Source organism: Streptomyces sp. NPDC086989 (assembly GCF_044745505.1).
Lineage (GTDB): Bacteria > Actinomycetota > Actinomycetes > Streptomycetales > Streptomycetaceae > Streptomyces.
Genome location: NZ_JBIVAL010000025.1, coordinates 38,372 through 60,329 on the forward strand (window position 1 = coordinate 38,372; position 21,958 = coordinate 60,329).

Sequence of the window (21,958 nt, forward strand, 5' to 3'; positions counted from 1 at the left end):
GCAGAGCGGGTTCCCACCGACCCCGTAGCGGCATGTCGGCTGGTGGCTTCTCTGCACTTCACTCGCTCGGATGGTGCGGGTGCTCTGAGGTTCCTGAAGGGTGGGCCGGGCTCAGGTGACCGTTCCGTCAGGAAGGACGCTGGGGTGTCCTGAGGCGGTCGTCCCGCATACCGGAAGTCGCGGTACTCGTCCTCGGCGACGCCGCGGGGCTCGCCTGGGCCGCCGGCCAGTGGCGGCGCCGCTTCGGACTAGCGGCTCTGCTAGAGGGACCGACGCCCGGCGCCGACGCACCCCGAACGTCCATGGGTCCTTGCCCCTTGGAGGGAACAGGACCCATGGACGTTCTACGGGCGTATTCGGTCTAGTCGCCGATGACGTACCAGTCGCTGTCCGGCTGGTACGGGGGAACGGTGGTCGCCCATCCGTGTTCGTCCCAGCTCGCGACCGGCTGTCCCTTGCAGTCGGACCCCACGTACGCGTTGTAGAAGAGCGATCCCTTCCACCACCAGCCGCTCAGGTAGTTGTTGTACTGGGGAGTCTGGAAGCAGTGAACGACCCGGTTGCCGTTCTGGTCGTGGCCGTCGACCAGTACCGAGGAGGCCTTGCCCTGATGGTCCTGGAAGAGAAGCTGCTGCCCGTTGCCCGCCGCAGCGGCGGACCCGGTCCCCGACAGGAGGCAGGCACCGGCCAGCCCCGCCGTCGCTGCTGCGGCGGCTATCTTCTTGCGGATGTTCACAGTGGTTCCCCGTGAGTAGACGTTTCGGTCGACCGTGCCGTCTGTGGGAAACGGCGCGGGCGTCTCGTGCATCAGTGACCCTATGGCGGCGGCTGCGCCGTAAAGGGTTTCGCTTCGCACTGCATGGCGGGTCCTCGGGTATCAATCGGCACTTCCGCACCCCGTTCTCGCGGTCGTCGCGGCCCGGCCGCTGCGGGCCCGGACTGCCGGCACACCTGGCCGACGTGATGATGCCGCCGACGATGTGCTGGGAGGCCGAGCGCGTAGAGCGGAAGCGGCGGCGGGTGGACCTGGCGGAGTCCCGCACTCGCGAAGCGATGCTGCATCTGCTGATGGCCGGTCAGTTGTCCACAGCCCATCGGATAGCGGCGGGCCCTGCAGCCGCGACTGCCCGACAGGCCGCGCCGCCGCTCGATCGCGTGATCGGCTCCACTGTGGACGACAGCGTCGTCGGGGTGAGCGAGGAGGTGCCGCTGCGCGAGACAGCGGCCGGTCACGAGCAGGCGCTCCACGCGCTCACCGTGGCCCGCGGCCGCGCCGAGCGGCGTGCGCGGTTCGGGGTGTCGCCGGAACTCGCCCTGGTCTTCAGTGGCACAGGCGCGAACTGGGCGGACTCCCTGCTGGAGCCGTCGTCCCGCTCAACGACCCAACCGAGGTGCAGTTAACAGACCACCGCGCGCAGGGTCCGGTTTGGCTGGGTGCCCAGGTGACGGGTACGGCCTGCGGGCGAGCCTTGGTGGTGGTCTGCTCGTTCATGCTGCTACCTCCCGTTCGGTCGGGTCCGGCGTGTGGATGCGGGCGGCGCGGCGCAGCTCGACGCCGCCGGCCCGCCAGTCGGCGGAGGCGCCCAGTAGGGGTGGGCGCAGAGGTTTCCAGAGAGGATGATCAGCCGGCGCCGCAGGCACGGTCGTACCGGCCCCGCCGGGGCGATTTCATACGCGAGCGGCACGCTGGAGGTCAGCGTCCGTACTGTGTCGGAGCGCGATAGTTGTTACCTGAGCGCGCTAACTGTCACCACGGGAGGAGGTCCCCCACCACCAGGCGATGGTCGGGTAAGGGAGTGGTGCGGTGCTGGGGTCACTGGGCTTGTCCACCCGCGTGACCGTGTGAGGAGAGTCGGGGAGCAGATAGCGGCCGGTTGTCATGGCGAAGTTGATGTTTCCGCTGGCCATGCGGTCGAGCCCGGTCAGGTAGCGGCCGAGGTCGTCGTCGCCGCCCGCTAGGAGCTCCTCGCGTAGCTGGAGGTACAGGGCCATCATGCGGTCGCGGATGGCGACGGCCTTGATGACGGCTTGCTCGAAGGTGTAGTCGGGATGGTCGTGGCGGATCGCGTCGAACAGGCTGAGCTTCTTGACCGGGAGATCACGCTCCCGGAGGTAGGAGTAGCGATCGTTGTCCAGGACGCTGGCGAGCATGCTGGCCTCGGCAGCCGCGCGGACGGCAGGACGGAGCCGTTGCTGCTCGCTGAGTTCAATGCCCTCTGCCGCGTCCATGAAGGCGGCCGCAGCATTCGCCCCACCGGACCCGATCCGCATGGCCAGAAAGTCGTTGACGGAGAGAGTGGCACCCTGTTCCAAGAGGCTGGCCTCCCATGCCATGTGGTAGAGCCACTGGCACTGGCCCGCAGCGAAGCGCTCCCATTGCACTGGGTTCAGCAGGCTCCGCAGACGCAGGCACACGTCGCGGATGGCGATGTCGGCGGGGGCGGTGGCATCCGGCCAGGAGTTCGGCGAACGGAAGGTGCGTTCCCAGCGGGCCAGCGAGGCTACGACGTCAGAGGTTGGTCGGCCCGAGCCGGCGAACTCGCTGGGGAACCAGGCCCACGCGTTGTAGTCAGAGAATGCCTGGGCGATCTCTGCGGGCGCATGCGGGAGCGCGTGCGCGGTGAAGTCAGCTCCGGTCTGGGCGAGCATCGTGGTTAGCCGGGTGTTTCCAGCGCCGAGATCGAACTGCTGTGCCCACGCGTGCGTGCGAGCTCGCAGGCGCTCCGCGTCGGGGTGGATCTCTGCAATGAGTGGACTGTAGAAGGCCAGGAGCTTGGCGAATGCGCTGTCCGGCGCGTCGGGGTTGGTCATGGTGCTCTCCTCACGCGTGTCTCTTGGGTTGCGCGGTTTCCAGGTGAGACTTCTGGGAGTTGCCGGCGAGGTGCCGTCGAGATTGGTCGGGTTGGGAGGCACAGCGGCAGCAGCCGGTGCACGCGCGGGCGAGTTGGTCGGGGCGGGTGGCGGGCAGCGTGCCCGCGTTCATGCCGGCGCCTGCCGGGTCGTCTCGCTCGGGGGCAGGGTCAGGAGCGCGAGGACGTGGGTGTGGGCGGTTGCGGGGAGTTGGGAGATGGCATCGCGCGCAAGTTGAGCGTGGTGGTCGGCCATCGCGTGTGCGGCTTCGAGGGCGCCTGTCTCGTCCAGAAGGGCTCGCATCCGGCGCAGTGCGGTCCGCGGGTCGGCTTCGTTGAGCAGGGTGTGACGCAGGGCGGCGCGGCCGGCGGGGTCGGCTCGCTGGTGGGCGAGTAGGACGGGCAGGGTGGGGCAGTGGTTGCGCAGGTCGCTGTCAGCGGGTTTGCCCGCCAGGCCGGCGGTGGCGGGGGCATAGGGCAGGAGGTCGTCGCGGATCTGGAAGGCGATGCCGAGGTGGTCTCCGAAGGCGCCGAGCAGGTCCGTGGCGGGGATGTCGCCTCCGCCGAGGATGGAGCCGATACGGCAGGCCGCCTGCAAAAGTGCGGCGGTCTTGCCCCGGGCAATCGCCAGATAGTCGTCGACGGAGAGGTCCAGGCCGCCTCTCATCGCCAGCTCGTCGAACGCGCCCCGGCAGATCGTTACCCCGGCGCCCGCCTGCACCTCCAGGGCGCGCCCGATGCGGTCGGTGGGCACTCCGCGCTCGGCGCACTCGGCGAGCGCCGCGAACCACGAAAAGTACAGGGCGTTGCCGGCGACGATGGCCTGCGCGCGTCCGAAAGCAGCATGGACGGCTGCTCGGCCGCGCCGCTGGGTGTCGCGGTCGATGATGTCGTCGTGCATCAGGCTTCCGACGTGTACACCCTCGATCCCGGCGGCAGCAGGCAGCACGGAGCTCAGTTCCCCGCCCACCGTCAGTGCCGCATGCACCACCAGCAACGGCCGTAAGAGCTTGCCCGGTGGGATCATCGCGTACCGGTGCACCTCGTCCAACCCCGTCACACCGTTGGGCCATCGGCGAGCGAACTCGGCTTCCAGCGCATCGAGGATCTCGATGGGATTCCCCGATGAACCGCGGGCCCCCTGCACTCCGGACTGCGCGGGTATCGGTACAGCGCGCTGGCTTGGCAGTTCGATCACGTGCGGGCCCCCTTGCCGGTCGTCTGCGTGAACGTTTCCGCATGCTGGGCTAACACCAACAGACCTATGGCCTGAGCTGGAACGGCTCGCAGCGGCATCATCGGAGCACGGATCCGCCCCACCCCCACGGGCCTGTGCTTCCGTACCCGTCCTTCAAACGGTTTCAGACCCGCTGATGGTGTCCGGGAGGTGGTCGGTGACAAGTAGCTTGCTCATCCGGTGACAACAACGGTGCTCACGGTCGCGAAGAACGCCAGGTCACGCCGTGGCAGTGGTGACACCTACCGTGCTCAGTCACACGTACGTCTGATGACACAGCGCGGTGACGGCGGGGCTGGTCACGCCGAGCGCGGCGCGGCACAGCGCGGCCATGTCCGCGGCTCCCGCGCCCGGCCCGGGTGCAGGCTGTACCGGGCGGGGCGGTGCGGGCGTACGGTGCGGACGCGTCTTCACCTTCCCGGGCTTGGCCTTGGGCTTCGCGGCGGGGCGTGCGGCGGGAGCCGGCGGGGTGGCCCTGCGCGGCCGGGCCTGGCCCCCGGCCCTCCGCTGGGGGACCGGCCGGGTGTGCTGGCTCCCGCCGGATGCCTCGCGGGCGCCCGCCCCGGGGTGCCCGGGGGCGGGAGGACGTTCGGCCTCTGGGGCGGCGGCATTCTCGGGCAGGCGAGAGAGGGGCAGAGCCGGCCGTGCGGGCCGGGGCGCTGGGTGCTTGGCGTCCGCCGGCGCCGCGGCCGGGGAGGCATCGGCGGGCCGGGTAGGGGCGGGATGGACAAAGACGCATCCGGAGACCGCGAGCAGCGCGGCGAGGAGCAGAGGCAGGTACCAGCGGCGCATCCCGACACGGTGCCGCAGCCGGGCCCCAGACCGCTCCTGACGGCCCCGCTGCACCCCTCGGATGGGTGATCCGACGGCCGTTCTGCCGGGCCGCCTCAGGCTGGCCTGGCCGACCCTGGAAGAGGGGCCGCGGGCTTCGACCTCCTGGACGTCCACGACCGCGAACACCCCGACCGCGCCGAGATGCCCAGCGGGGTCATGGTCGCCCTCGCCCGCTACACCGCCGGCTCGTAGAGCCAGCGCGGCCGGAGGCTGGCCGACGAGAGCCGCGGCAGCGCAGAGGGCTATCCACCGGCTGCCCCTCGTGTACCCCTCGTAACCGTTGCCGTGGTCCGGCAGCTGTAGACGCTACGGCGGTACTCCAAGAGATTCGGCGCAGTGATCGCTGCTGTGGGCTGGGTTCCGCCGCGCACCGGGGTGAGCCGCTCCTGGTCGGGGAGCGCCGTGAACGTGATCGAGCCGAAATCGGGATGGTGGTCCGCCGCTGTAGTGGCCGGGGGAAACGTTGCATCCGGGGTGGCGGGCGGGGGCGTGGTGGCTAGAACCTGATCACTCACCGGTATGAATGCGGAATTACCCCTCCGAATATGGACAGTCTGTCGTGGGCTGCCAGACGGGCTGGCAGAAGTCCTGAAGGTGTCATGACCCCGGCCTGCCGAATGAGGGGGCGCCGTGCGCTGCGTGAAGGCGTCTGGCTGGTCCGGCCGGGGGAGTTCGCGATCGGGGTGGGGGAGTTCTGCACACCCGTCGCTGGCGACGCAGTCGCACGATCGGCTCTCCGACTGCCTGGAGGTCGGTATCGACGTCCCGCGGGGCGGCCCGGCCGGCTGGAATCAATGAACGGCTGTCTGTGGCAGGCGGCCGGCGAATGGTGAAGGATTGACAATGAGCACTGCCCACACAGAATCCGCGGAAGGTGAGCGCTCCGCTGCTGCGATCAGCACGGTCGCGGGAACCGGGGTACCCGGATTCGCAGGCGACAACGAGCGTGCCGCTGCGGCCCAGTTGAACCATCCGTTTGGTCTCGCGATGGACAGCAACGGGACCCTCTACTTCTCCGACTGTGACAACCACCGGATCCGGAAGATCACGACCGACGGGAAAGTCACTACGATCGCGGGCACCGGCACCGCGGGGTTCCGGGGTGACGGCGGCCCCGCCACCGCCGCCCAGCTGAAGACCCCGCGTGGAATGGCAGTGGACAGCGAGGGCGACCTCTATGTCGCCGACAGTGAGAACCACCGGATCCGGAAGATCACGGCCGACGGGAAGATCACTACGATCGCGGGCACCGGAGTCGCGGGGTTCCGGGGTGACGGCGGCCCCGCCACCGTCGCCCAGCTGAACCTTCCGTACGCGGTGACGGTGGACAGCGCCGGCGTCCTCTACATCGCCGATTACAAGAATCACCGGATCCGGAAGATCGCAGCCGACGGGAAGATCAGTACGGTCGCGGGGACCGGAGTCGCGGGATTCGGGGGAGACGGTGGCCCAGCGATTTCCGCCAAGCTGAACTACCCGTATGCAGTGCTGCTGGACAGCGCGGGGGTTCTCTACATCGCTGACGTGGACAATCGCCGGGTCCGGAAGATGACGCCGGATGGGAAGATCAGCACGGTTGCCGGTACGGGCACGGCGGGGTTCAGCGGTGACGGCGGCCCGGCGACCTCGGCCCAGCTGAACTTCCCGATTGCTCTGGGGATGGACAGCACCGGCACTCTCTACGTCAGCGAAGGCCGCAATCACCTGGTTCGGAGGATCACGGCGGACGGGACGATCAGCACGGCTGCCGGTACGGGCACGCTGGGGTTCGGCGGTGACGGCGGCCCGGCGACCTCGGCCCAGCTGAACTTCCCGATCGGACTCGCTGTGGACTGCGTCGACACCCTCTACGTCGCCGACTACAAGAATCACCGGATCCGGAAGGTCGCGTCGGAGAAGATGGCCGGGCTGCCCGAGTCGGGCACGGTGGTCTCCTGGGCGAATGTCCGCAGCAGGCTGCGGATGGGGGTCCACCGGGAGTCCCTCAAGGACGGGGCCGAGGTCCACCAGGTGCTTGCCGCCGCCCGGGATCATCAGCGCTGGCGGCTGGTGGTGGCGGGCCAGGAGGACGGCGATGTCGTGTACCGGATCGAGAACGTGCGTAGCGGCAAGGTGCTGGAGGTTGCCGGTGCGCAGGAGGCGGCCGGGGCGGTGGTGGCGCAGCGTGCCTACGAGGGCAGCGGGGCGGGCCATCAGCAGTGGCGGCTGATCCCGGTGGGCCCCGCGAACGGCACACCGGTGGTGTATGAGATCGCCAACCGCGACAGCGGTCTGCTCCTGCGCGTCGACACCAACGCCCGTGCGGCGATCAAGCAGGACGGGGCGGAGGGCGACCACCGGGAACGGCAGTGGCAGCTGCTGCCCGTATGACGCCCGAGGGGGCAGGGGCGGCCTCGCCCCTGCCCCCTCCTCGCCACTCGGCGGACCCTACTGGGAACTGGGCGGCTTCTCAGCGGTCGCCTTGGGCGCCTTGGGAGCTTCCGGTGCCGTGGGAGCCTGCGGAGTCTTGGGGGGCTTGGTGTAGTCGCTCTTCTTCGGCCTGCTCTCCAGGTCTTCGTCCTTCTGGAGGTCGCCGTGCTCGGTCACGGTCGCACTCGCCTGCTGCATGCCGGCGGAGGCCGCCTGGGTCACCGAGCCGGGATCCTGGGTGTATTGGGCCTGTGCACCCGCGGATGCCTGGGTGGTCTGGATGAAGGAGCCGAGGAAGCCCAGGACCGCCCGGGCTTCGGGACAGGTTTCCTGCACGATCTTCGCGCGGGAGGAGGCGCCGTGGATGGCGTTGTTGAACAGGCTGGGGTTGGTGTCGTCGTACGTGTCGTCGTCGGAGTCCTCGAAGTCGATGCCCTCACCGGGTTGGGGCTTGGTGCCGTCGGTGGTCACGGAGAAGAGCCCCGCGCCCCTGCCGGCGGAGTTGAAGATGTTGTCGAACACCATGGTCGTCACCTCTGGTCGTCGTCGTCGCGGCGGCGCCGCGCGGGGTCAGGGCAGCTTGTGCAGTGTCTGCTCGCTGACGGCCAAAGCCTCGCCGTCGAGCATCGTGTGGTGGACCTCCAGGGCGGAGACGACCTCGGCCAGGCCCTTCATGCGGAAGCCCCCGGGTGCCAGATCGATGTCGGCGATGTCGCGGGCGACCACCTCCTGGAGGCCGGGATAGTCCCCGGACTGCGGGGGAGACAGGACGGGCGCCGGTACGGCGTACTGCACCGCGATCAGCCCGGAGAAGGTCACCGGGATCTCGTAGGAGTACTGCTTGCGGTTGCGCCGCTGCGAGACGATGGTCTGCACACGGGAGTTCGGCGGTACCTTGCCGGAGATCTGCGACTTCGACGCCCAGCTGGTGTTCAGGGAGCCGCCGACGGTGGCCGCGATGCCAAGGGCCAGCTGCGCGTTGAGCGAGGCGTTGCCCGTGGCGCTGCCGCTCGTCGTGAATCCCACGGAGTTGGTCATCCCCGTCGAGGCGGAATTCGTCGCGGAGGTGCTCGCGGACGTCTCGGTGGTGTTGGCGTTGTCGACGCCGACACTGTCCTTGCTGTTCTTGTTGGTCACCGTGTTCGCGTTCTTGTTCGCCGTCCCGTTCTGGCACGACGCCGCGAGCTGCGACTGCAGATCCAGACGGAGCTGGTTTTGCAGCTGCAGCTGAAGAGATGCGCCGACGCTGCCACCGAAGGTGAGCTTGGCGTCCCCGCTCAGCGACCACGTGACCCCGTTCGACACGGTGAAGTCGACCGAGTCGGTGAAGGTCATCTCCGACTCGCTGCGGTTGACGTAGTCGCGTGAGGAGAAGGTGTCGGGCGGAGGCTGGGCGATGTCGCCGCGCACTTCGATCAGCGGCTCCCCGAGATTCATGTAGGCGAGCCAGCCCAGATCGAACGCGGTCCCGCCGAAGGAGCCGAACCGCGTCTTGTTCACGGAGAACCCGACGGGCTTGTGCTGGACACCGTAGTCGTCGACATAGACCAGGTTGGGGTGATCCAGGATCGACTGCCAGTTCTGCTCGATATTGAGTTCCCGCACGTTCTTCTTCGTCAGCGGCTGACGCCTGGCCGGTACCAGGCTGTACGCGTTGGAAGGCATCTATCCGTCCTCGACTATTCCGGTCGAACCGTGCCCGTCAAATGCAAATACTTGTCCTGACTGCTGAAGGTATCGCTTTCATAATGCGCCCGGGAGGGGGTCCGTGTACATTGCACTCAATCGAGTGATCGGTTTTCGGTTAATTGCTTCCGAAACGCCGAAGAGTTTCCTTTCTTCACTGTCCGTCACTCGATCGATGACTTCCCGGCGCCTCTGCCTGGGAGTACCGTGACCTCGGATGTTGCCGGGAGCGAAGTCTCCGTTTCTGTCATTCGCTGTGCCTCGGGAGCCTTCCTGTCGAAGGCGATCGGGATCCCGGCAGTATTGCGTGACAAACCGCCGCATTGAAAGTTCAAGGCATTGTTCTCCCCTATTCAGAAAAGGTGAGGTTTCCGCGATGTACACCCAAGAACGCACGACGATGTCGAATCTGGTGGTCGGCGGCCCGGTAGCGGTGAACAGCTACGACAACGCGATCGTGGCCGCTCTCGTCGAGAACCGGCCGGTCATGCTCGTACACGCCTTCAACGGCGGCTACCTGCGCCCCGCCGAGCTGAGGGAGGAGAGCCACGACAAGGGGGTCCAGCTGGCCACCGCGCTCGACCCGGCCACCAAGGAGGCGCAGGGCCACCTCTGGTACATCACCCCGGCCGGCTTCTTCGGGCAGCGGCCGCTGTACTTCCTCGAAAGCGCCGCCGGCCAGGTATCGCCCCCGCCTCCCGTTCCGGGTGCGGTCGACGGCGGGCGTGGTGACGACGGCACGCCCAAGCCGAAGCGCCGGCGCATGACCGTGCACCAGGACGCCCCCAAGACCACGGCCGACACCGTCCAGGTGGGCCTGCCCGACAAGGTCGCAGACAAGTGGCGGGGGAAGAACGGCGCGCCCGAGGACACCCAGCTCTGGGTCGTCACGGTGACACCGTGGGGCGGGATCACCTTCGTGCCCATCACCCACCCCGACGCCATCCTCGGGTTCAAGGACTACGCGGTGACGCCCAACAGCGAGGTGCGGCTCACCTACAACTGGGGCGGGGACTTCACCGGCACGGTCATCAATACCTTCTACCCGCGACTGCCCAGCGAGTGGAACGTCCCCTACCACCACGTCTTCACGTGATCCGCGGCCGCCGCGCTGCATCCCTCCTGAGCTCACGCCCGTACCGCCTGGAAGAGGCCGCACGATGCCCGTGCCCACGGAAGAACTGAAGCTGCAGATCGTCAACGCCGCCACCGGCAAACCCCTGGGCGCCCCGGCCGAGCCGGGCGCCGACGGGGCGCTCGTCGTGCGCGACTTTCCCGACGGTGGACCGAGTCCCCACCACTGGCGGCTCCTGCCCGCGCAGGACGACCACGCGTACGTGATCCGCAACGCGGACAGCGGCGAGGTCCTCGACGACCCCGCCACTGCGGACCGCGCCGTCCGCCAGGCCACGGCTGCTGCCGGCAGGCAGGGCCAGCAGTGGCACCTCGTTCCCGTCGACGGCGAAGCCGGCTGCTACTTCATCGAGGGCGCCACCGACAACGCCGTCCTCGACCTCGCCGACGACGGCCAGGACGAGAGCGGCATCGTCCTGCGCGAGTACGACGAAACCGCACCGAGCCAGCGCTGGCAACTCGTCCCGGCCGAGCCCGAACGCATCAGTGACCCCGTACTGCGCTGGGCATCGCTGGACCACTGGAACGGCCGCCGCTCCTGGCGGCTGGCCGACTCGGCCGCCCTGCGCCCGGCTCCCGGCGCCACGCCCTCCTTCAGCGACATGCTGCTGGTCCTCGAACAGTTCGGCAGCGACCAGGACGCCGGCGGATGGAAGAACGCCGGAGCCGCAAGCTCCCCCAGCGGTCAGCCGGCGGTGTGGTGGGCCGGCCTCGGTGAACGCTTCCTCGCCGACACCACAGGAGACGGCCGAGCGGACGTCGTCGGGCTCAAACCCGCGAAGGGGGCTGTGACCTCCTCCAGTCAAGGAGACGGCACATTCGAGGACGAGGAGCGGGTCCTGCATCCGCCCACGCCCTCCCCGAGCCACAAGGACTTGTGGACTCTCGTGGACACCACGGGCGACGGCCGGCCCGACGTTATCGTGCTCGGCGCCGACGGCGTCCGCGTGGCCCGCCAGGACGAGGACGGGACGTTCACGCCCGCGGGCGGCGAACCGGTCCTCAGGGCGTTCGGTCACCAGGAGGAGGCGGGCGGGTGGCTTGCTGACAAGCATCCCCGTTTCCTCGCGGACACCACCGGCGACGGCAGGCTCGACATCGTCGGCTGCCACGACGACGGCGTCTGGATCTCCCTCCAGGACGAGGAAGGAGTCTTCACACCGCTTCCCGACGAACCGGTCCTGAAAGCCTTCGGCCACCACGAAGAGGCGGGCGGGTGGCTCGCGGACAAGCATCCCCGTTTCCTCGCCGACACCACCGGCAACGGCAGGCTCGACATCGTCGGCTGCCACGACGACGGCGTCTGGATTTCCCTCCAGGACGAGGAAGGAGCCTTCGCCGAACCTCTGTACATCCTCGACAGCTTCGGCGTCGACCAGGGCTGGACCTCGGCCGAGGAACACCCCCGGTTCCTACTCAAGACCACCAATGGCGAGGCAGCAGACCTCGTCGGCTTCGGCCCGCAGGGCGTCGTCGTCGCGCGGGGCCGCGGGGACGGCACGTTCGTTCCAGCGCACCTCGTTCTCAACGACTTCGGAACCGCCCAGGGCTGGACGAGCGGCAAGCACCTCAGGTTCCTCGCCGACGTCACCGGCGACGGCAGGCCGGACATCGTCGGCTTCGGCGACGAAGGCGTCTGGGTGTCCCACAACACCGGCGACGGCCAGTTCGAGCAAGCCCAATTGGTATGCCGCGGCTTCGGCCACAACGACGCCGCCGGCGCTTGGAGGGTCGACCGCCACCCCCGCTACCTCGCCGACATCACCGGCGACGGACGCGTCGACATTGTCGGCTTCGGCGGCCCGGGAGTCTACGTCGCCCGAAACCTCTTCCGCCGCTTCCGAACCCGATAACCCGGCCAACTCCTACGGCAGAGGACTAGCGGCGGCACAAACCGAGCGTGCAGACCGGCCGTCCCCCAAGACGACGAGTACCTGAGACAGAGGCGCACAGCCCTCCCCGCAGCTCCTTGACGCGGCTGGGGCCAAGGCCGCCTCTGGTCTCGATGGGGGACCCAGCTCACCTGCAGCCAGCCCGGGCCGTGAAAAGAGGGCACTGGGAGGAGCCCCGCGCGGAAATCCCGGCCGGGCGCCGGCTGCTTTGATCTGTCCAGTTCCAGGGATCTGCGGTTGCGGCTGGCCTGCCTCCCGTGGGTGGGGCCGACCTCGGGTGCAACTGGGTGCCGCCCCGGTCAGGTGTCGGTGATCGGGAAGAACACGCCGGCGCCGGTCGTCTCCGGCAGGCGCCGGAACTGGGGCTGCGGTTGCGCAGGCTGATGCGCCGGTCGTGTTCTGCCGCGGTCCGCCGCGCGTGGATAGGGCATTGAGGCCGGAGGAGTCGGAGAACGGCATGCCGGACAGGCCGACGACGATCTCGTCCGGGCCGCCCGGCCGGGTGATCGCCGCGTGCAGGGCGTTGCGCAGCATAGGCGCCTGGTCTATGTCCATCGCCGCCCACGTGTACGACACGGCGTGGCCGAGGCGATCCCACCCGCCCACCTGCTCACCTCCGGGGTCGCCGTCGAGCAGAAGCTGGACGGTCACCAGGCGCTGCTCTTCACCGCGTCCGGCCCTGGCGACATTGTGCTGGTGCAGACCCGCCGCGGGGCGCTGGTCCTGGACCGGTGGCCGGCTTACTTCGTCGCCTTCGAACTCTTGCAGTAGGACGGCCAGGAGCTGCTGACGCACCCGTACGTAGAGCGGCGCACCCTGCTGGAGGGCCTGTTCCGAGCACGCCCTGACCGCGCCGTGGACGCTCTGCCCACACACGACGGACATGCCCAAAGCACGGGAATGGCTGGAGTCCTGGACGGACGTGTCGGGCGTGGAGGGGATCCTGATCAAGCCCCTGACCAGCCGCTATCTGCCCGGCTACCGCGGCTCGATCAAGATCAGAAGACGGGACACCACCGAAGCGATCACCGGCACCTCACCCGCGCGCAGCTCCTCATCCTCGGCCGCCACGACCATAACGGCCGACTGCGCGCAGTCGGCCGGACCGTACCGCTGCGCCCCGGCGCCGCCCGGCAGGTCGCCGAACATCTCAGCGCGGCCGCGCCCGGACACCCGTGGACAGGGGCGAAGTTCTCGGCGACATGGGGGAGCCACGACATCCTCGACACTGGCCGGGTCGCCGAGGTCAGAGCGGATCGCGTTATCGACCACGGCGGCGTCTTGCGCCACCCGCTCCGATTCCAGCGCCTGCGCCTGGAGGTGACCATGGAGGGCCGCGGTTCGGGGCGGGACCGTCTGCCGCGACAGGTTGAGCGCCCGGGCATCCTTTGCCCACCACAGGATTCCGACGACTTTCGGGGTTCGTGCTGTCCATTCGGCAGTGAGAGCGGTGAAGGGGTGAGGTCGAGCCACCGGGTTCCGACCTCGGAAGGAGACAGGTCTGGCGTGGCCGGCCGGCCTGCGGGGCGCTGCAACGGAAGGTTCGGCGGGCGGGGGTGGTCCGGCACGGGGGTCCGTACGCCGCCTCGGGACAGTCGTGCCCGTGCGATCGGCGCGAGCTCTACCGGCCGACTGTGTGCTTGCGGGTTGTGCCCGGGCTAGGGCGTGTATCGAAAGCACGGACAGGCCGGGCGGGGTGATGCCCCGTTCCGGCCCGTCCGTTCTCTGCTAAAGGTCGAGCTGATGCTGGTGTGTCGTGTGCGTGGGTGTGTAGCCGAGACCGTCGTTGATCCGTCGCATGTGCGCGTTGCTGTCGGCGGTGTCGGTCAGGAGGCCATCAATGTCTGGATAGTCCCTATGGGCTTGTCGGATCGACTCGGCCTTCATCCATCGGCCGAGGCCGTGACCACGGTGCTCGGGCAGCACGCCCGTGCCGTAGTGCTGGCCGTCACCTGTGCCGTTGCCGGGGACGACAAGTTCGGTGAACCCGGCGATCGAGCCGTTGGCAGCGTCGATGGCGACGACGGTGTGCAGGTGGTCGCCGCGCTGTTCGACGGCCTTCGCCGCGGCCCGCACGCGCTCCACGTCCCAGGCCACGGTGCCGTACTCGGCGTCGTCCATGGGCATGTCGTCCATTGCGCGGCGTGAGGCGGCGAACGTCCGGGCGAGGTCGTCGGGGACGGTTCCCTGCCATGACGTCAGCCAGTAGCCGGGGTGCGGACGCTCGACGATTCCGGCGAGGACGGTGGTGTCCACATCGGCCATCGCCAGGCGGGTGTACCTGAAGGTGAGGACCTTCCGGAAGCCGCGTGCCGCCAGGAAGTGGTCGCCGGACGCTCCTGCTTCGGCCTGCGCGACGACGCTGCGTCGGGCGTTGTCCCGGGCGGTGGCCACGGCGGTGTCGAGGAGCAGGGAGCCGACGCCCTTGCGGCGCTCCGCGGGATGAACGCGGAGGTCGAGCTCGGCGAGGTGCTCTTGTCCGCCGTCGAGCAGGCGCAAGAAGGCGGTCCCGGCAGGGATGGAGTCCGCGTCGGAGGCCAGCCAGGCGAGACGCTGGCCGTGCGGCCCGTGAGCGGGGTCGGTCAGTGGGGTGATGCGAAGGGACAAGGTGTCTCCGTCGAGAGGAGGTGGCAAGGATCAGTACGCGAGCTCAACTCCTGGGCACTCGTGCGCATGTGCTCCACACCTCCTGGTCGACAGCGCCGGCCTGCACCGATGCGGGCGGCTGGGCGAACCTAGCTGGCCGCCGGACCTCTGGGCAACGGATTAACGAAAAGACGGTGCGGGTTTGTCGTCACAGCCACTCGTCGATGGCCGCGATCGAGGACGGTCGCCTCATAGCGGACCGTGAGCTTGTCGTATCTCGTGGCCACGGCGCGATGCCTTTTGAGACGATTGATGCCGCCAGGGACTGAAGCTGGGTGAGGACCCGGCGCCAGGTGCCATCCCGTTGCCCCCGACGGAACAGGTCGTAGATTCGGCCCCACGGCCCGTACTCGACGGGTACGTCCCGCCTTGGAAAACCGGTCCGGACCCGGGACCGTATGCCGTCGATCAACTGCCGCCGAGACCAGACAGGCGGCCGACCTGCCTTCGCGCCCTACGGCAGCAACGGCTCCAGCGCCGCCCACTGCTTGTCCGTGAGATCTCCGAGCCCCATGAACGGTGATCGTGCACCGCCTTAAAATCCACTTTCGACGAACCGGCCGCACGGCCTGCTGCGGTGCGAGAGCATCGTTCTGCTGGGCGTCGTACCCGGTACCCGGCACCGTGATTTGCTCGCCTGGCCGCACCGGGTGTTGAAGAACCTCTACGGCCCGGTCGGGGTGATGTCCGGCAAGTTTTACGCGGGAGAAGAGGAAGTCACCGCGGTCGGCCACCGGATCCCGGCCGCCCCGGCCTCGTTCCTCCCCGTGAGGGCCCGCCGTCCGTCGCCGCGACCCACGCTTCCTGAGCGCGACGCCCGACCTGGCCGCCGCGCTCGCCGCGGTCGACGACGACGGCCGCGACGTGTTCGAGCACATCCCCACCGAGTGGACGGAGATCCGCACATGGGCCAGGCACCTGCTCCCCCCGGCGAAGCCGTCCGCCCTCCTCACCGGACACACCGGACACACCGGCGAGCCCACCGCGATCCAGCTCCTGAGCGACCGGCGCGGCTCCCGCGCCGGGAAACTCCAGGGCCCCAAGGGTGCCGTCGCTCTGAAGACCAACAACCCCGAGGGCGACGACGCCCGCGACAAGGCCGCCGAGATGGCCCAGGAAGACGACCACCTCCTTCGCCTCACCGCCGCCGGCGCCCTCCACCCCGACTACCGGGTGAGCGCCGGGCCGTGGGACGGCGGCCGGTGGCTGGCCGTCAACTGGATCGACGGGGCGCCCCTGTGGCGGGCCCTCGCCCTCGCCCGCGGGCCGGAAGGAGACCGCGCCTCGGTCCGCCCCTGGCTCGCGGGCGTCGCCCGCACCTGGACGGAACACCTGGCCCGCATGCATGGCGCCGGGTGGGCCCACGCCGACGTCCAGCCGACCAACACCCTCGTCACGAACGACGGCCAGGCGGCGGTCATCGACTACGCCCTCGCCTGCGGCCCCGACGACGGCCACCGCCGCGTCCCGTACCGGGGCGCCCTCACCCGCACCACCGCCCCCGAGCTCGCCACGCAGGTCCTCGACACCCCCGCCGACGCCCACATCCCCGCCCAGCCGCCCGCCGACATCTGGAGCCTGGGCGCCTCCCTGTTCTGGTGCTGGACCGGCCGGCGCCCCGTCGCCTACGACGACGGCCTCGACCGGCTGGAGAAGCTGGCCGCCATCGCCCGCGGCATCACCATCGCGCTGCGCGATGTCCGGCCGTGGCCCTGCGCCGCGTTGGAGGACGCCATCACCGCGTGCCTGGCCCCCGACCCCGCCGACCGGCCCACCGCGAAGGAGCTGACCGCCGCATGGTGACCCTGCGCGCCCTGGCCCTCGACGACGCCCCCGCCCTCACCCGCATCTACAGCGGGGCCTCCATCCGGCACACCACCGGCAGGCCCCTCAGCCTCGACCAGGCCCACGACAAGATCCGCGCCGCCCTCGCCCGAGCCGCCGAAACCCCGTGCGCGCAGTGGAGCTGGGGCATCCTGCACGAAGCCGAGGTGATCGGCCTGATCTCCCTGCGCCGACGCACCGCGGCCATGGGCACCATCAGCTACATCCTCCGGGACGACAGCTGGGGCCACGGCTACGCCACCCACGCCGCCCGCCAGGTCGTCACCGCCGCATTCACCACCGCCGGCCTCAACCGGCTGGAGGCCATGCACCACCCCGACAACCCCGCCTCCGGCCGCGTCCTGACCAAAGTCGGGTTCACCCGCATCGGCACGGCCGACCGAGACACCGAGACCGGAACCGTCCCCTACGAGTTGTACGTGCTGGAGACCGGCGGCATCTGAACCAGCGCCCGCGTAGTGCCTACGCTGCACGCGTTTGGCATGCCCTTTCGAGGAAGAGTTCACCAGATGACTGACAACCCGCTCGTGCCCGAGCCGCGCCGGAACATGGCGATGCACAACGACTGGTGGGCTTCGGGCTGGGACCACGTCCTGCCCCGCCAGGGCTTCCCGCTGACCATGCTGATCGGAACCGCGAGCCAGCCCGGCTTCACCGGACCCCTGGACGACCTCCTGCGAGAAATCTTCGACGGCCGCTGGGACATGATCGGCGGCGACCTCGACGGTCCCCTCACCTTCTCCTGGCCCGATGAGGAATGGGGCTACGAGGCCGCGCCGGAGGGCCGCGAGGCATGCGAGGCGGCCCGCTGGGAGCGGTTCAGCACCATGCTGACGACAGGCGGCTTCCCGGTGCCCACCACCGTGCGGGACCTGTCCGAGCTCTACCTGACGTGGGGCCTGGCCAGCCGCGAAGAGACGCCGGACGGCACCCGATGGTCCATGCCCGCCGTGCTGCCACTGCCCGGAGACCTGCTGCCCCTGGACCCCGAACTCACCCAGCGCCTCGACGGGATCCGCTGGACCCTGCGTACCGGCCCGCTCCTCGACACCCTCATCGACCACCTGGTCAGCGATCTGGGTGAACCGGCAGAGACCCTCACCTCCCTGGACCGGCTGGCGGCAGCCACGGGCCAGGACGTCGACGACGTCCGGCTCGCTCTCGCGGAACTCGTGAAATCCGGCGACGCCCGTGTCCAGCGCGGCGAGGAGCCGGCCGACGCTGAGCGCCTGGAGGCCCACCGCCGCTTCCGTCTGGTCATGGACTGGAAGCACTTCCACGAGAACCGCATCCAGGTGAGCCGCGCGTGACTGAGGCCACGCACGGCACCGTGGGGACCAGCGACACGCGCCTGATCGTGCTCCGAGGCAACAGCGCCTCGGGCAAGTCCTCCGTCGCGTCCGGCCTGCGCGAGAAGGTCGGCCGCAACCTCGCCTTCGTCGCCCAGGACAACCTGCGCCGCATCGTGCTGCGCGAACGCGACCGGCCCGGCGGCGCCAACATCGGCCTGATCGACCTCACCGCCCGCTACGCCCTGGACCACGGCTTCCACGTCGTCGTCGAAGGCATCCTGTACGCCGACCGCTACGGCACGATGCTCCAGGACCTGGTGCGCGCCCACCAGGGCGTCACACGGTGCTACTACCTCCACGTGCCCTTCGAGGAGACGGTGCTCCGCCACGCGACGAAACCAGACGCCGAATACCTCGCGCACGTCAACGAGGGCCACCTACGCGACTGGTACCGAGAGAAAGACCTGCTCCCCAACAGCCTGGAGACCGTCATCGACGCGGCCAGCACCCTGGACGACACGGTCCAACAGATCCTCTCCGAGAGCGGCCTGGACCGCATTCCCCCGATCGACCGCTGAGGGGCGCCACCGCATGTACGGTCATCATCACGGCACCGACGACGGCACATACCAATGCGGCCGCTCAGGCGGTCAGCGTCGCGAGCTCCGTGTTCGCGCGCTCGGTGACCAGGGCGAGGACGCGGCCGGCGGCGGCCAGGTCCTCGTCGGGGATGCCGCCCCAGACGCGGGCGGTGATCGGGGCGGTCTGCGCGCCGACGGCGGCGAGCAGTTCGCGCCCCGTGTCCGTGGGGCGAAGGTGCGCGCCGTCCGCGACCAGTAGTTGCTTGGCGAGCAGTTCGTCGAGGGTTGCGCGGATGTTGGCCGGATCGGCCTTGAGGGTGTCCCGGACCTGGGTGACGAGATCATCCGGCGTCCGCGGGGCGTCGGCGGTGACGGCGGCACGCAGGGTGACCTGCTGCTGGAAGGTGATGCCGTGGAGGGCCAGGACGTGCTCCAGGAGGCCGCGGGCGGCGTAGTGGGCCAGGCCGAGGACGCGGGCGTCGGCGGCGGGCGCAGTGGCGGTGGCTGCGGTGGTGGTCATGGTGTTGGCTCCTGAGTGCTCTTATTGATCGGCAGGGATGGAGCGAGAGGTACATCGAGCAGGGTTGTCAGCTCTTCGGTGAACACGCCCGTCCGCGGAGCGTCGAGGCCGCCGAGCGGCTCCAGCAACCGCTGATGCAGTTCCTGGACCACTGTGATGGCCTGCCGTGTGACGGTCTGGCCCTGATCGGTGAGGGCGAGCTGTACGGCGCGCGGGTCGCGGGGATCACGGGTTCGCTCCACCAGGCCGGCCGACTCCAGGGCGCGCGCCAGCTTCGAGACGTACAGCGCCTCCAAGCCGGTGTGGTCGGCGAGCTGGCGCTGGCTGGGCCGCTTGCCGGCGCGCTGCATGCCGTGCAGCGACGCGACCAGTGAGTACTGCGCGTGGGTGAGGCCCAGCGGAGTCACTGCGCGATCGACTGCGACGCGCCACTTGTTGGCGAGCCGCCACACCAGGAAACCGGGCGTGGGGCCCGGGAAACCTTTGCTCATGGCAGATAGAGTATATGGCTACTATGTCCATGGCTACTATTTCCTCCGCATCGCGCCGCTCCCGGCCCGAACCGCGAACGTCACACCGCCCCCGACGACCACGAAGTCCCGGGTCCGCATACCGCTGCCGACCGGCCTGGGGCGGCCCACGGGTTGAACCCTGGTGGGCTTGACCACTTGCTCTGGAGCGATCTATCGGATTCGTGACAGTGCTGTGAGAGCAGCACGGGGCTAGTGCGTTGGTACTGGTAGGGGTCAGTCAGTTTTCAGCGCAGGTCTCACTGCCACAGCCGTGAGAGATGTCGGCGATTTCACTGTCACGGGGTGGCATTCGTGCAGGTGGCGCCCTGACACGAAACCGAGAGATCGCAGTCGGCCTCCCGGGCACCACGGCGACCACGTGCAACGGAGTGGTGAAGTCCGGGCAGATGCTCGACGAAGCCGAGGCTGGTGAGAACGCCGGTGTGATTCTGCGCGGCGTCAAACGCGATGACGCGGAGCCGGGCCAGGTCCTCGCCGAGGGTGGGCTCGGTCACGCCGCACACGAAGTTCACCTCGGTGATCTACATGCTGACCCCGGACGAGAAGGGACGCACCGCTGCTCTCTCCTCTGGCTACCGCGCCCAGTTCCACTTCCGTACGGCCGACGTCACCGGAACTGTGGAGCTGCCCGATGATGTCGCGTCGGTCTCGCCGGGAGGCACCGCCCAGGTGGAGGTCACGTTGGCCAAGGCCGTCGTGATGGAGGTCGGCCTGAGGTTCGCCATCCGTGAGGACGGCAGGACCTTCGGCGCCGGGGTCGTGTCCAAGATCATCGAGGAGATATCGCGGTGCTGTCGATCGACGTGAACGACGAGGCGGTATTGATAGAGGCCCGGTGCACGCTGGTCGGGGCCGACTGCGTTGGGTGCATGAGCTGGTCGGAGCGGGTTCACAGCTCCTATATGCGGTATCCCGCTGACGTGCCCAGTGCGGGGAAGCGGGTTCGGCTGTGCCTGTGGGTCCGCCGGTTCATCTGCGGGAACGCGTTATGCGAACGGCAGACTTTCGTCGAACAGATAGCCGGGCTGACCCGGCGGTACGGCCGGTGGACCGAGCGCCTGCGGGCGACGCTGGCTGCGGTCGGTCTCGCGCTGGCCGGCCGGGCAGGCGCCCGCATGGCCGGTGTCTTCGGGGTAGCTGTCAGCCGCAGCACCGTTCTGCGACTGGTCAAGGCCCTGCCCGCGCCGCGGGTAGTCGGGGTCGACGAGTACGCGACGCGCAAAGGGCGCTTCTACGGGACCGTGCTGGTCGACGTCGAGACCCGCCGGCCCGTGGACATGCTGCCCGACGGGGAAGCATCCAGCCTGGCCGCGTGGCTGGCTGAACGCCCGGGCATTGAGGTCGTCTGCCGCGACCGCGCTCCGTTCTTTGCGGAAGGAGCCACCATCGGGGCACCCCAGGCGATCCAAGTCGCAGACAGGTGGCACTTGTGGCACAACCTGAGCGAGGCCGCCGAGCGATGCGTCGCCCAGCACCGCAGCTGCCTTGGGGTCCTGGCTCGTGAGCCAGCCGATTCTGCGGTCGCGGCTCCGCCGCCCGAGCAGATGACCGGATCGCCATGGCCAACAGGGCACCGGTTCGCCGACCGCGTCCGGGACAGCCACGCCATCGTCCACACGCTGCTGGCGGCCGGCCACAGCCGACGCTCGATCGGCCGCCAGCTCCACATGACCCACCGCACCGTCAAACGCTTGGCCGACGCCGTCGCTCCCGAAGACCTCTTCCAGGGGCAGTGGCAGAACCGCCCCACCGTCCTCGACGAGTACAAGTCCTACCTGGACGACCGCTGGAATCAGGGCTGCACCAACGCCTGGGCATTGTGGGAGGAGATCGTTCCGTTCGGCTACAAGGGCAGCTACCAGCGAGTTCGCGCCTACCTCCGGGAAAAACGCCTCTCGCCCGGACCGGTTTTCGCCCGGCCGCCCACCCCGCGGACGGTCTCCGGGTGGATTCTCCGGCACCCCGACACCCTCGCAGAGAGCGAACAACTCCGGCTCAAGGCGGTGCTGGTCCACTGCCCGGAACTGGACGCCCTCACCGGGCACGTTTGGTCCTTCGCCCGGATGTTCACCGAGCGCGAGGGCGAACGTCTACAGGAATGGCTCGACGCCGTCCGGCAGGACGATCTGCCACCCATCCATACCCTGGCCGCCGGCATCGACCGCGACCGTGATGCCGTCACGGCCGGCCTCACCCTGTCCTGGAACTCCGGCGTCGTCGAACGACACGTCAACCGGATCAAAATGCTCAAGCGCCAGATGTTCGGCCGAGCCGGCTTTGATCTCCTCCGCAAGCGTGTCCTGCTCTACTCCTAGGACATCGCCTTCTGATGGCTTCCGACCACTTCGCGGGGCAGACCAGGCTCAGGCCTCCATGAAGCGCCCCACCTCGCGTGACTTGCACTTAGACGTCGTTTCATTTGGTGAGGCGGCGGTGGCAGATGAGGGCCGCGGCTATGCCGACGAAGGCGAGGAAGTGTTCAGCCTTGCGTTCGTATCGT

The 21,958-nt window shown here is 69.1% G+C and carries 19 protein-coding genes and 3 pseudogenes; 12 read left to right on the forward strand and 10 right to left on the reverse strand.

Annotated elements, in window-relative coordinates; genetic code table 11:
- Positions 1–179 precede the first annotated feature (179 nt).
- Positions 180–365 (forward strand): annotated as a pseudogene (locus ACIPK4_RS36670) (hypothetical protein); the annotation flags it as partial.
- Here ACIPK4_RS36670 and ACIPK4_RS36675 read toward each other — a convergent pair.
- On the reverse strand, positions 362–736 hold the full coding sequence (locus ACIPK4_RS36675) for a hypothetical protein (RefSeq protein WP_402321334.1): 375 nt from the start codon (positions 734–736) through the stop codon (positions 362–364). The pseudogene ACIPK4_RS36670 and the gene ACIPK4_RS36675 overlap by 4 nt on opposite strands.
- A 74-nt stretch (positions 737–810) precedes the next feature.
- Between ACIPK4_RS36675 and ACIPK4_RS36680 the strand changes: the two genes are divergently transcribed.
- Positions 811–1,401 (forward strand): hypothetical protein, encoded by a 591-nt coding sequence (locus tag ACIPK4_RS36680; protein ID WP_402321337.1) that lies wholly within the window; start codon positions 811–813, stop codon positions 1,399–1,401.
- 339 nt (positions 1,402–1,740) lie between these two features.
- Here ACIPK4_RS36680 and ACIPK4_RS36685 read toward each other — a convergent pair whose 3' ends face one another.
- Positions 1,741–2,811 (reverse strand): hypothetical protein, encoded by a 1,071-nt coding sequence (locus ACIPK4_RS36685; protein ID WP_402321340.1) that lies wholly within the window; start codon positions 2,809–2,811, stop codon positions 1,741–1,743.
- 168 nt (positions 2,812–2,979) lie between these two features.
- Complete coding sequence (locus ACIPK4_RS36690) at positions 2,980–4,047, reverse strand: polyprenyl synthetase family protein (RefSeq protein WP_402321342.1); 1,068 nt, start codon at positions 4,045–4,047, stop codon at positions 2,980–2,982.
- A 1,716-nt stretch (positions 4,048–5,763) separates the two neighbouring features.
- On the opposite strand from ACIPK4_RS36690, the gene ACIPK4_RS36695 reads away from it, so the two are divergent.
- A complete protein-coding gene (locus ACIPK4_RS36695) occupies positions 5,764–7,290 on the forward strand; it encodes an RICIN domain-containing protein (protein ID WP_402321345.1) in 1,527 nt (508 codons plus the stop codon).
- A 57-nt stretch (positions 7,291–7,347) separates the two neighbouring features.
- On the opposite strand, the gene ACIPK4_RS36700 is transcribed toward ACIPK4_RS36695, so the two are convergent.
- A complete protein-coding gene (locus tag ACIPK4_RS36700; RefSeq protein ID WP_402321347.1) occupies positions 7,348–7,854 on the reverse strand; it encodes a hypothetical protein in 507 nt (168 codons plus the stop codon).
- Between the two features lie 45 nt (positions 7,855–7,899).
- Positions 7,900–8,994: a hypothetical protein gene (locus ACIPK4_RS36705; RefSeq protein WP_402321349.1), complete on the reverse strand. Its 1,095-nt coding sequence runs from the start codon at positions 8,992–8,994 to the stop codon at positions 7,900–7,902.
- 397 nt (positions 8,995–9,391) lie between these two features.
- Here ACIPK4_RS36705 and ACIPK4_RS36710 point away from each other — a divergent pair, with 397 nt between their 5' ends.
- From ACIPK4_RS36710 to ACIPK4_RS36720, 3 genes are all read left to right on the forward strand, one after another.
- A complete protein-coding gene (locus tag ACIPK4_RS36710) occupies positions 9,392–10,111 on the forward strand; it encodes a hypothetical protein (RefSeq protein ID WP_402321352.1) in 720 nt (239 codons plus the stop codon).
- Between the two features lie 64 nt (positions 10,112–10,175).
- Positions 10,176–12,002 carry an FG-GAP-like repeat-containing protein gene (locus ACIPK4_RS36715; RefSeq protein ID WP_402321355.1) on the forward strand — a complete coding sequence of 609 codons (1,827 nt, stop codon included), beginning with the start codon at positions 10,176–10,178 and terminating at the stop codon, positions 12,000–12,002.
- Positions 12,003–12,620: 618 nt separating this feature from the next.
- The gene (locus ACIPK4_RS36720; protein WP_402321357.1) at positions 12,621–12,812 is read left to right on the forward strand and encodes a hypothetical protein; all 192 of its coding nucleotides are present in this window, start codon (positions 12,621–12,623) and stop codon (positions 12,810–12,812) included.
- A gap of 207 nt (positions 12,813–13,019) precedes the next feature.
- Here ACIPK4_RS36720 and ACIPK4_RS36725 read toward each other — a convergent pair whose 3' ends face one another.
- The 3 genes and pseudogenes from ACIPK4_RS36725 to ACIPK4_RS36735 all read right to left on the reverse strand — a co-directional run.
- Positions 13,020–13,514, reverse strand: a complete 495-nt coding sequence (locus ACIPK4_RS36725) for a hypothetical protein (RefSeq protein WP_402321359.1) — start codon at positions 13,512–13,514, stop codon at positions 13,020–13,022.
- Between the two features lie 255 nt (positions 13,515–13,769).
- Positions 13,770–14,648, reverse strand: a complete 879-nt coding sequence (locus ACIPK4_RS36730; protein ID WP_402321360.1) for a GNAT family N-acetyltransferase — start codon at positions 14,646–14,648, stop codon at positions 13,770–13,772.
- 187 nt (positions 14,649–14,835) lie between these two features.
- Positions 14,836–15,123: pseudogene (locus tag ACIPK4_RS36735) on the reverse strand (transposase); the annotation flags it as partial.
- 428 nt (positions 15,124–15,551) lie between these two features.
- Here ACIPK4_RS36735 and ACIPK4_RS36740 point away from each other — a divergent pair.
- From ACIPK4_RS36740 to ACIPK4_RS36755, 4 genes are all read left to right on the forward strand, one after another.
- Positions 15,552–16,490 carry a hypothetical protein gene (locus ACIPK4_RS36740; protein WP_402321363.1) on the forward strand — a complete coding sequence of 313 codons (939 nt, stop codon included), beginning with the start codon at positions 15,552–15,554 and terminating at the stop codon, positions 16,488–16,490.
- Positions 16,484–16,975, forward strand: coding sequence for a GNAT family N-acetyltransferase (locus ACIPK4_RS36745; protein ID WP_402321365.1), 492 nt, complete (start codon positions 16,484–16,486; stop codon positions 16,973–16,975). The genes ACIPK4_RS36740 and ACIPK4_RS36745 overlap by 7 nt, the downstream gene beginning before the upstream one ends.
- Before the next feature lie 66 nt (positions 16,976–17,041).
- A complete protein-coding gene (locus tag ACIPK4_RS36750) occupies positions 17,042–17,842 on the forward strand; it encodes a DUF6042 family protein (RefSeq protein WP_402321368.1) in 801 nt (266 codons plus the stop codon).
- Positions 17,839–18,402, forward strand: a complete 564-nt coding sequence (locus tag ACIPK4_RS36755) for an AAA family ATPase (protein WP_402321371.1) — start codon at positions 17,839–17,841, stop codon at positions 18,400–18,402. Before ACIPK4_RS36750 ends, ACIPK4_RS36755 begins: the two co-directional genes overlap by 4 nt.
- 64 nt (positions 18,403–18,466) lie before the next feature.
- Here the strand turns inward: ACIPK4_RS36755 and ACIPK4_RS36760 are convergent, their stop codons facing one another.
- Together ACIPK4_RS36760 and ACIPK4_RS36765 are read right to left on the reverse strand one after the other, a co-directional pair.
- Positions 18,467–18,925, reverse strand: coding sequence for a MarR family transcriptional regulator (locus tag ACIPK4_RS36760; RefSeq protein WP_402321374.1), 459 nt, complete (start codon positions 18,923–18,925; stop codon positions 18,467–18,469).
- Positions 18,922–19,416: a MarR family winged helix-turn-helix transcriptional regulator gene (locus ACIPK4_RS36765; RefSeq protein WP_402321376.1), complete on the reverse strand. Its 495-nt coding sequence runs from the start codon at positions 19,414–19,416 to the stop codon at positions 18,922–18,924. Before ACIPK4_RS36765 ends, ACIPK4_RS36760 begins: the two co-directional genes overlap by 4 nt.
- Before the next feature lie 371 nt (positions 19,417–19,787).
- Between ACIPK4_RS36765 and tuf the strand changes: the two are divergent.
- Positions 19,788–20,265, forward strand: a pseudogene (gene tuf / locus ACIPK4_RS36770) (elongation factor Tu); the annotation flags it as partial.
- A complete protein-coding gene (locus ACIPK4_RS36775; RefSeq protein WP_402321379.1) occupies positions 20,247–21,773 on the forward strand; it encodes an ISL3 family transposase in 1,527 nt (508 codons plus the stop codon). The pseudogene tuf and the gene ACIPK4_RS36775, both read left to right, overlap by 19 nt.
- The last annotated feature ends 185 nt before the right edge of the window (positions 21,774–21,958 follow it).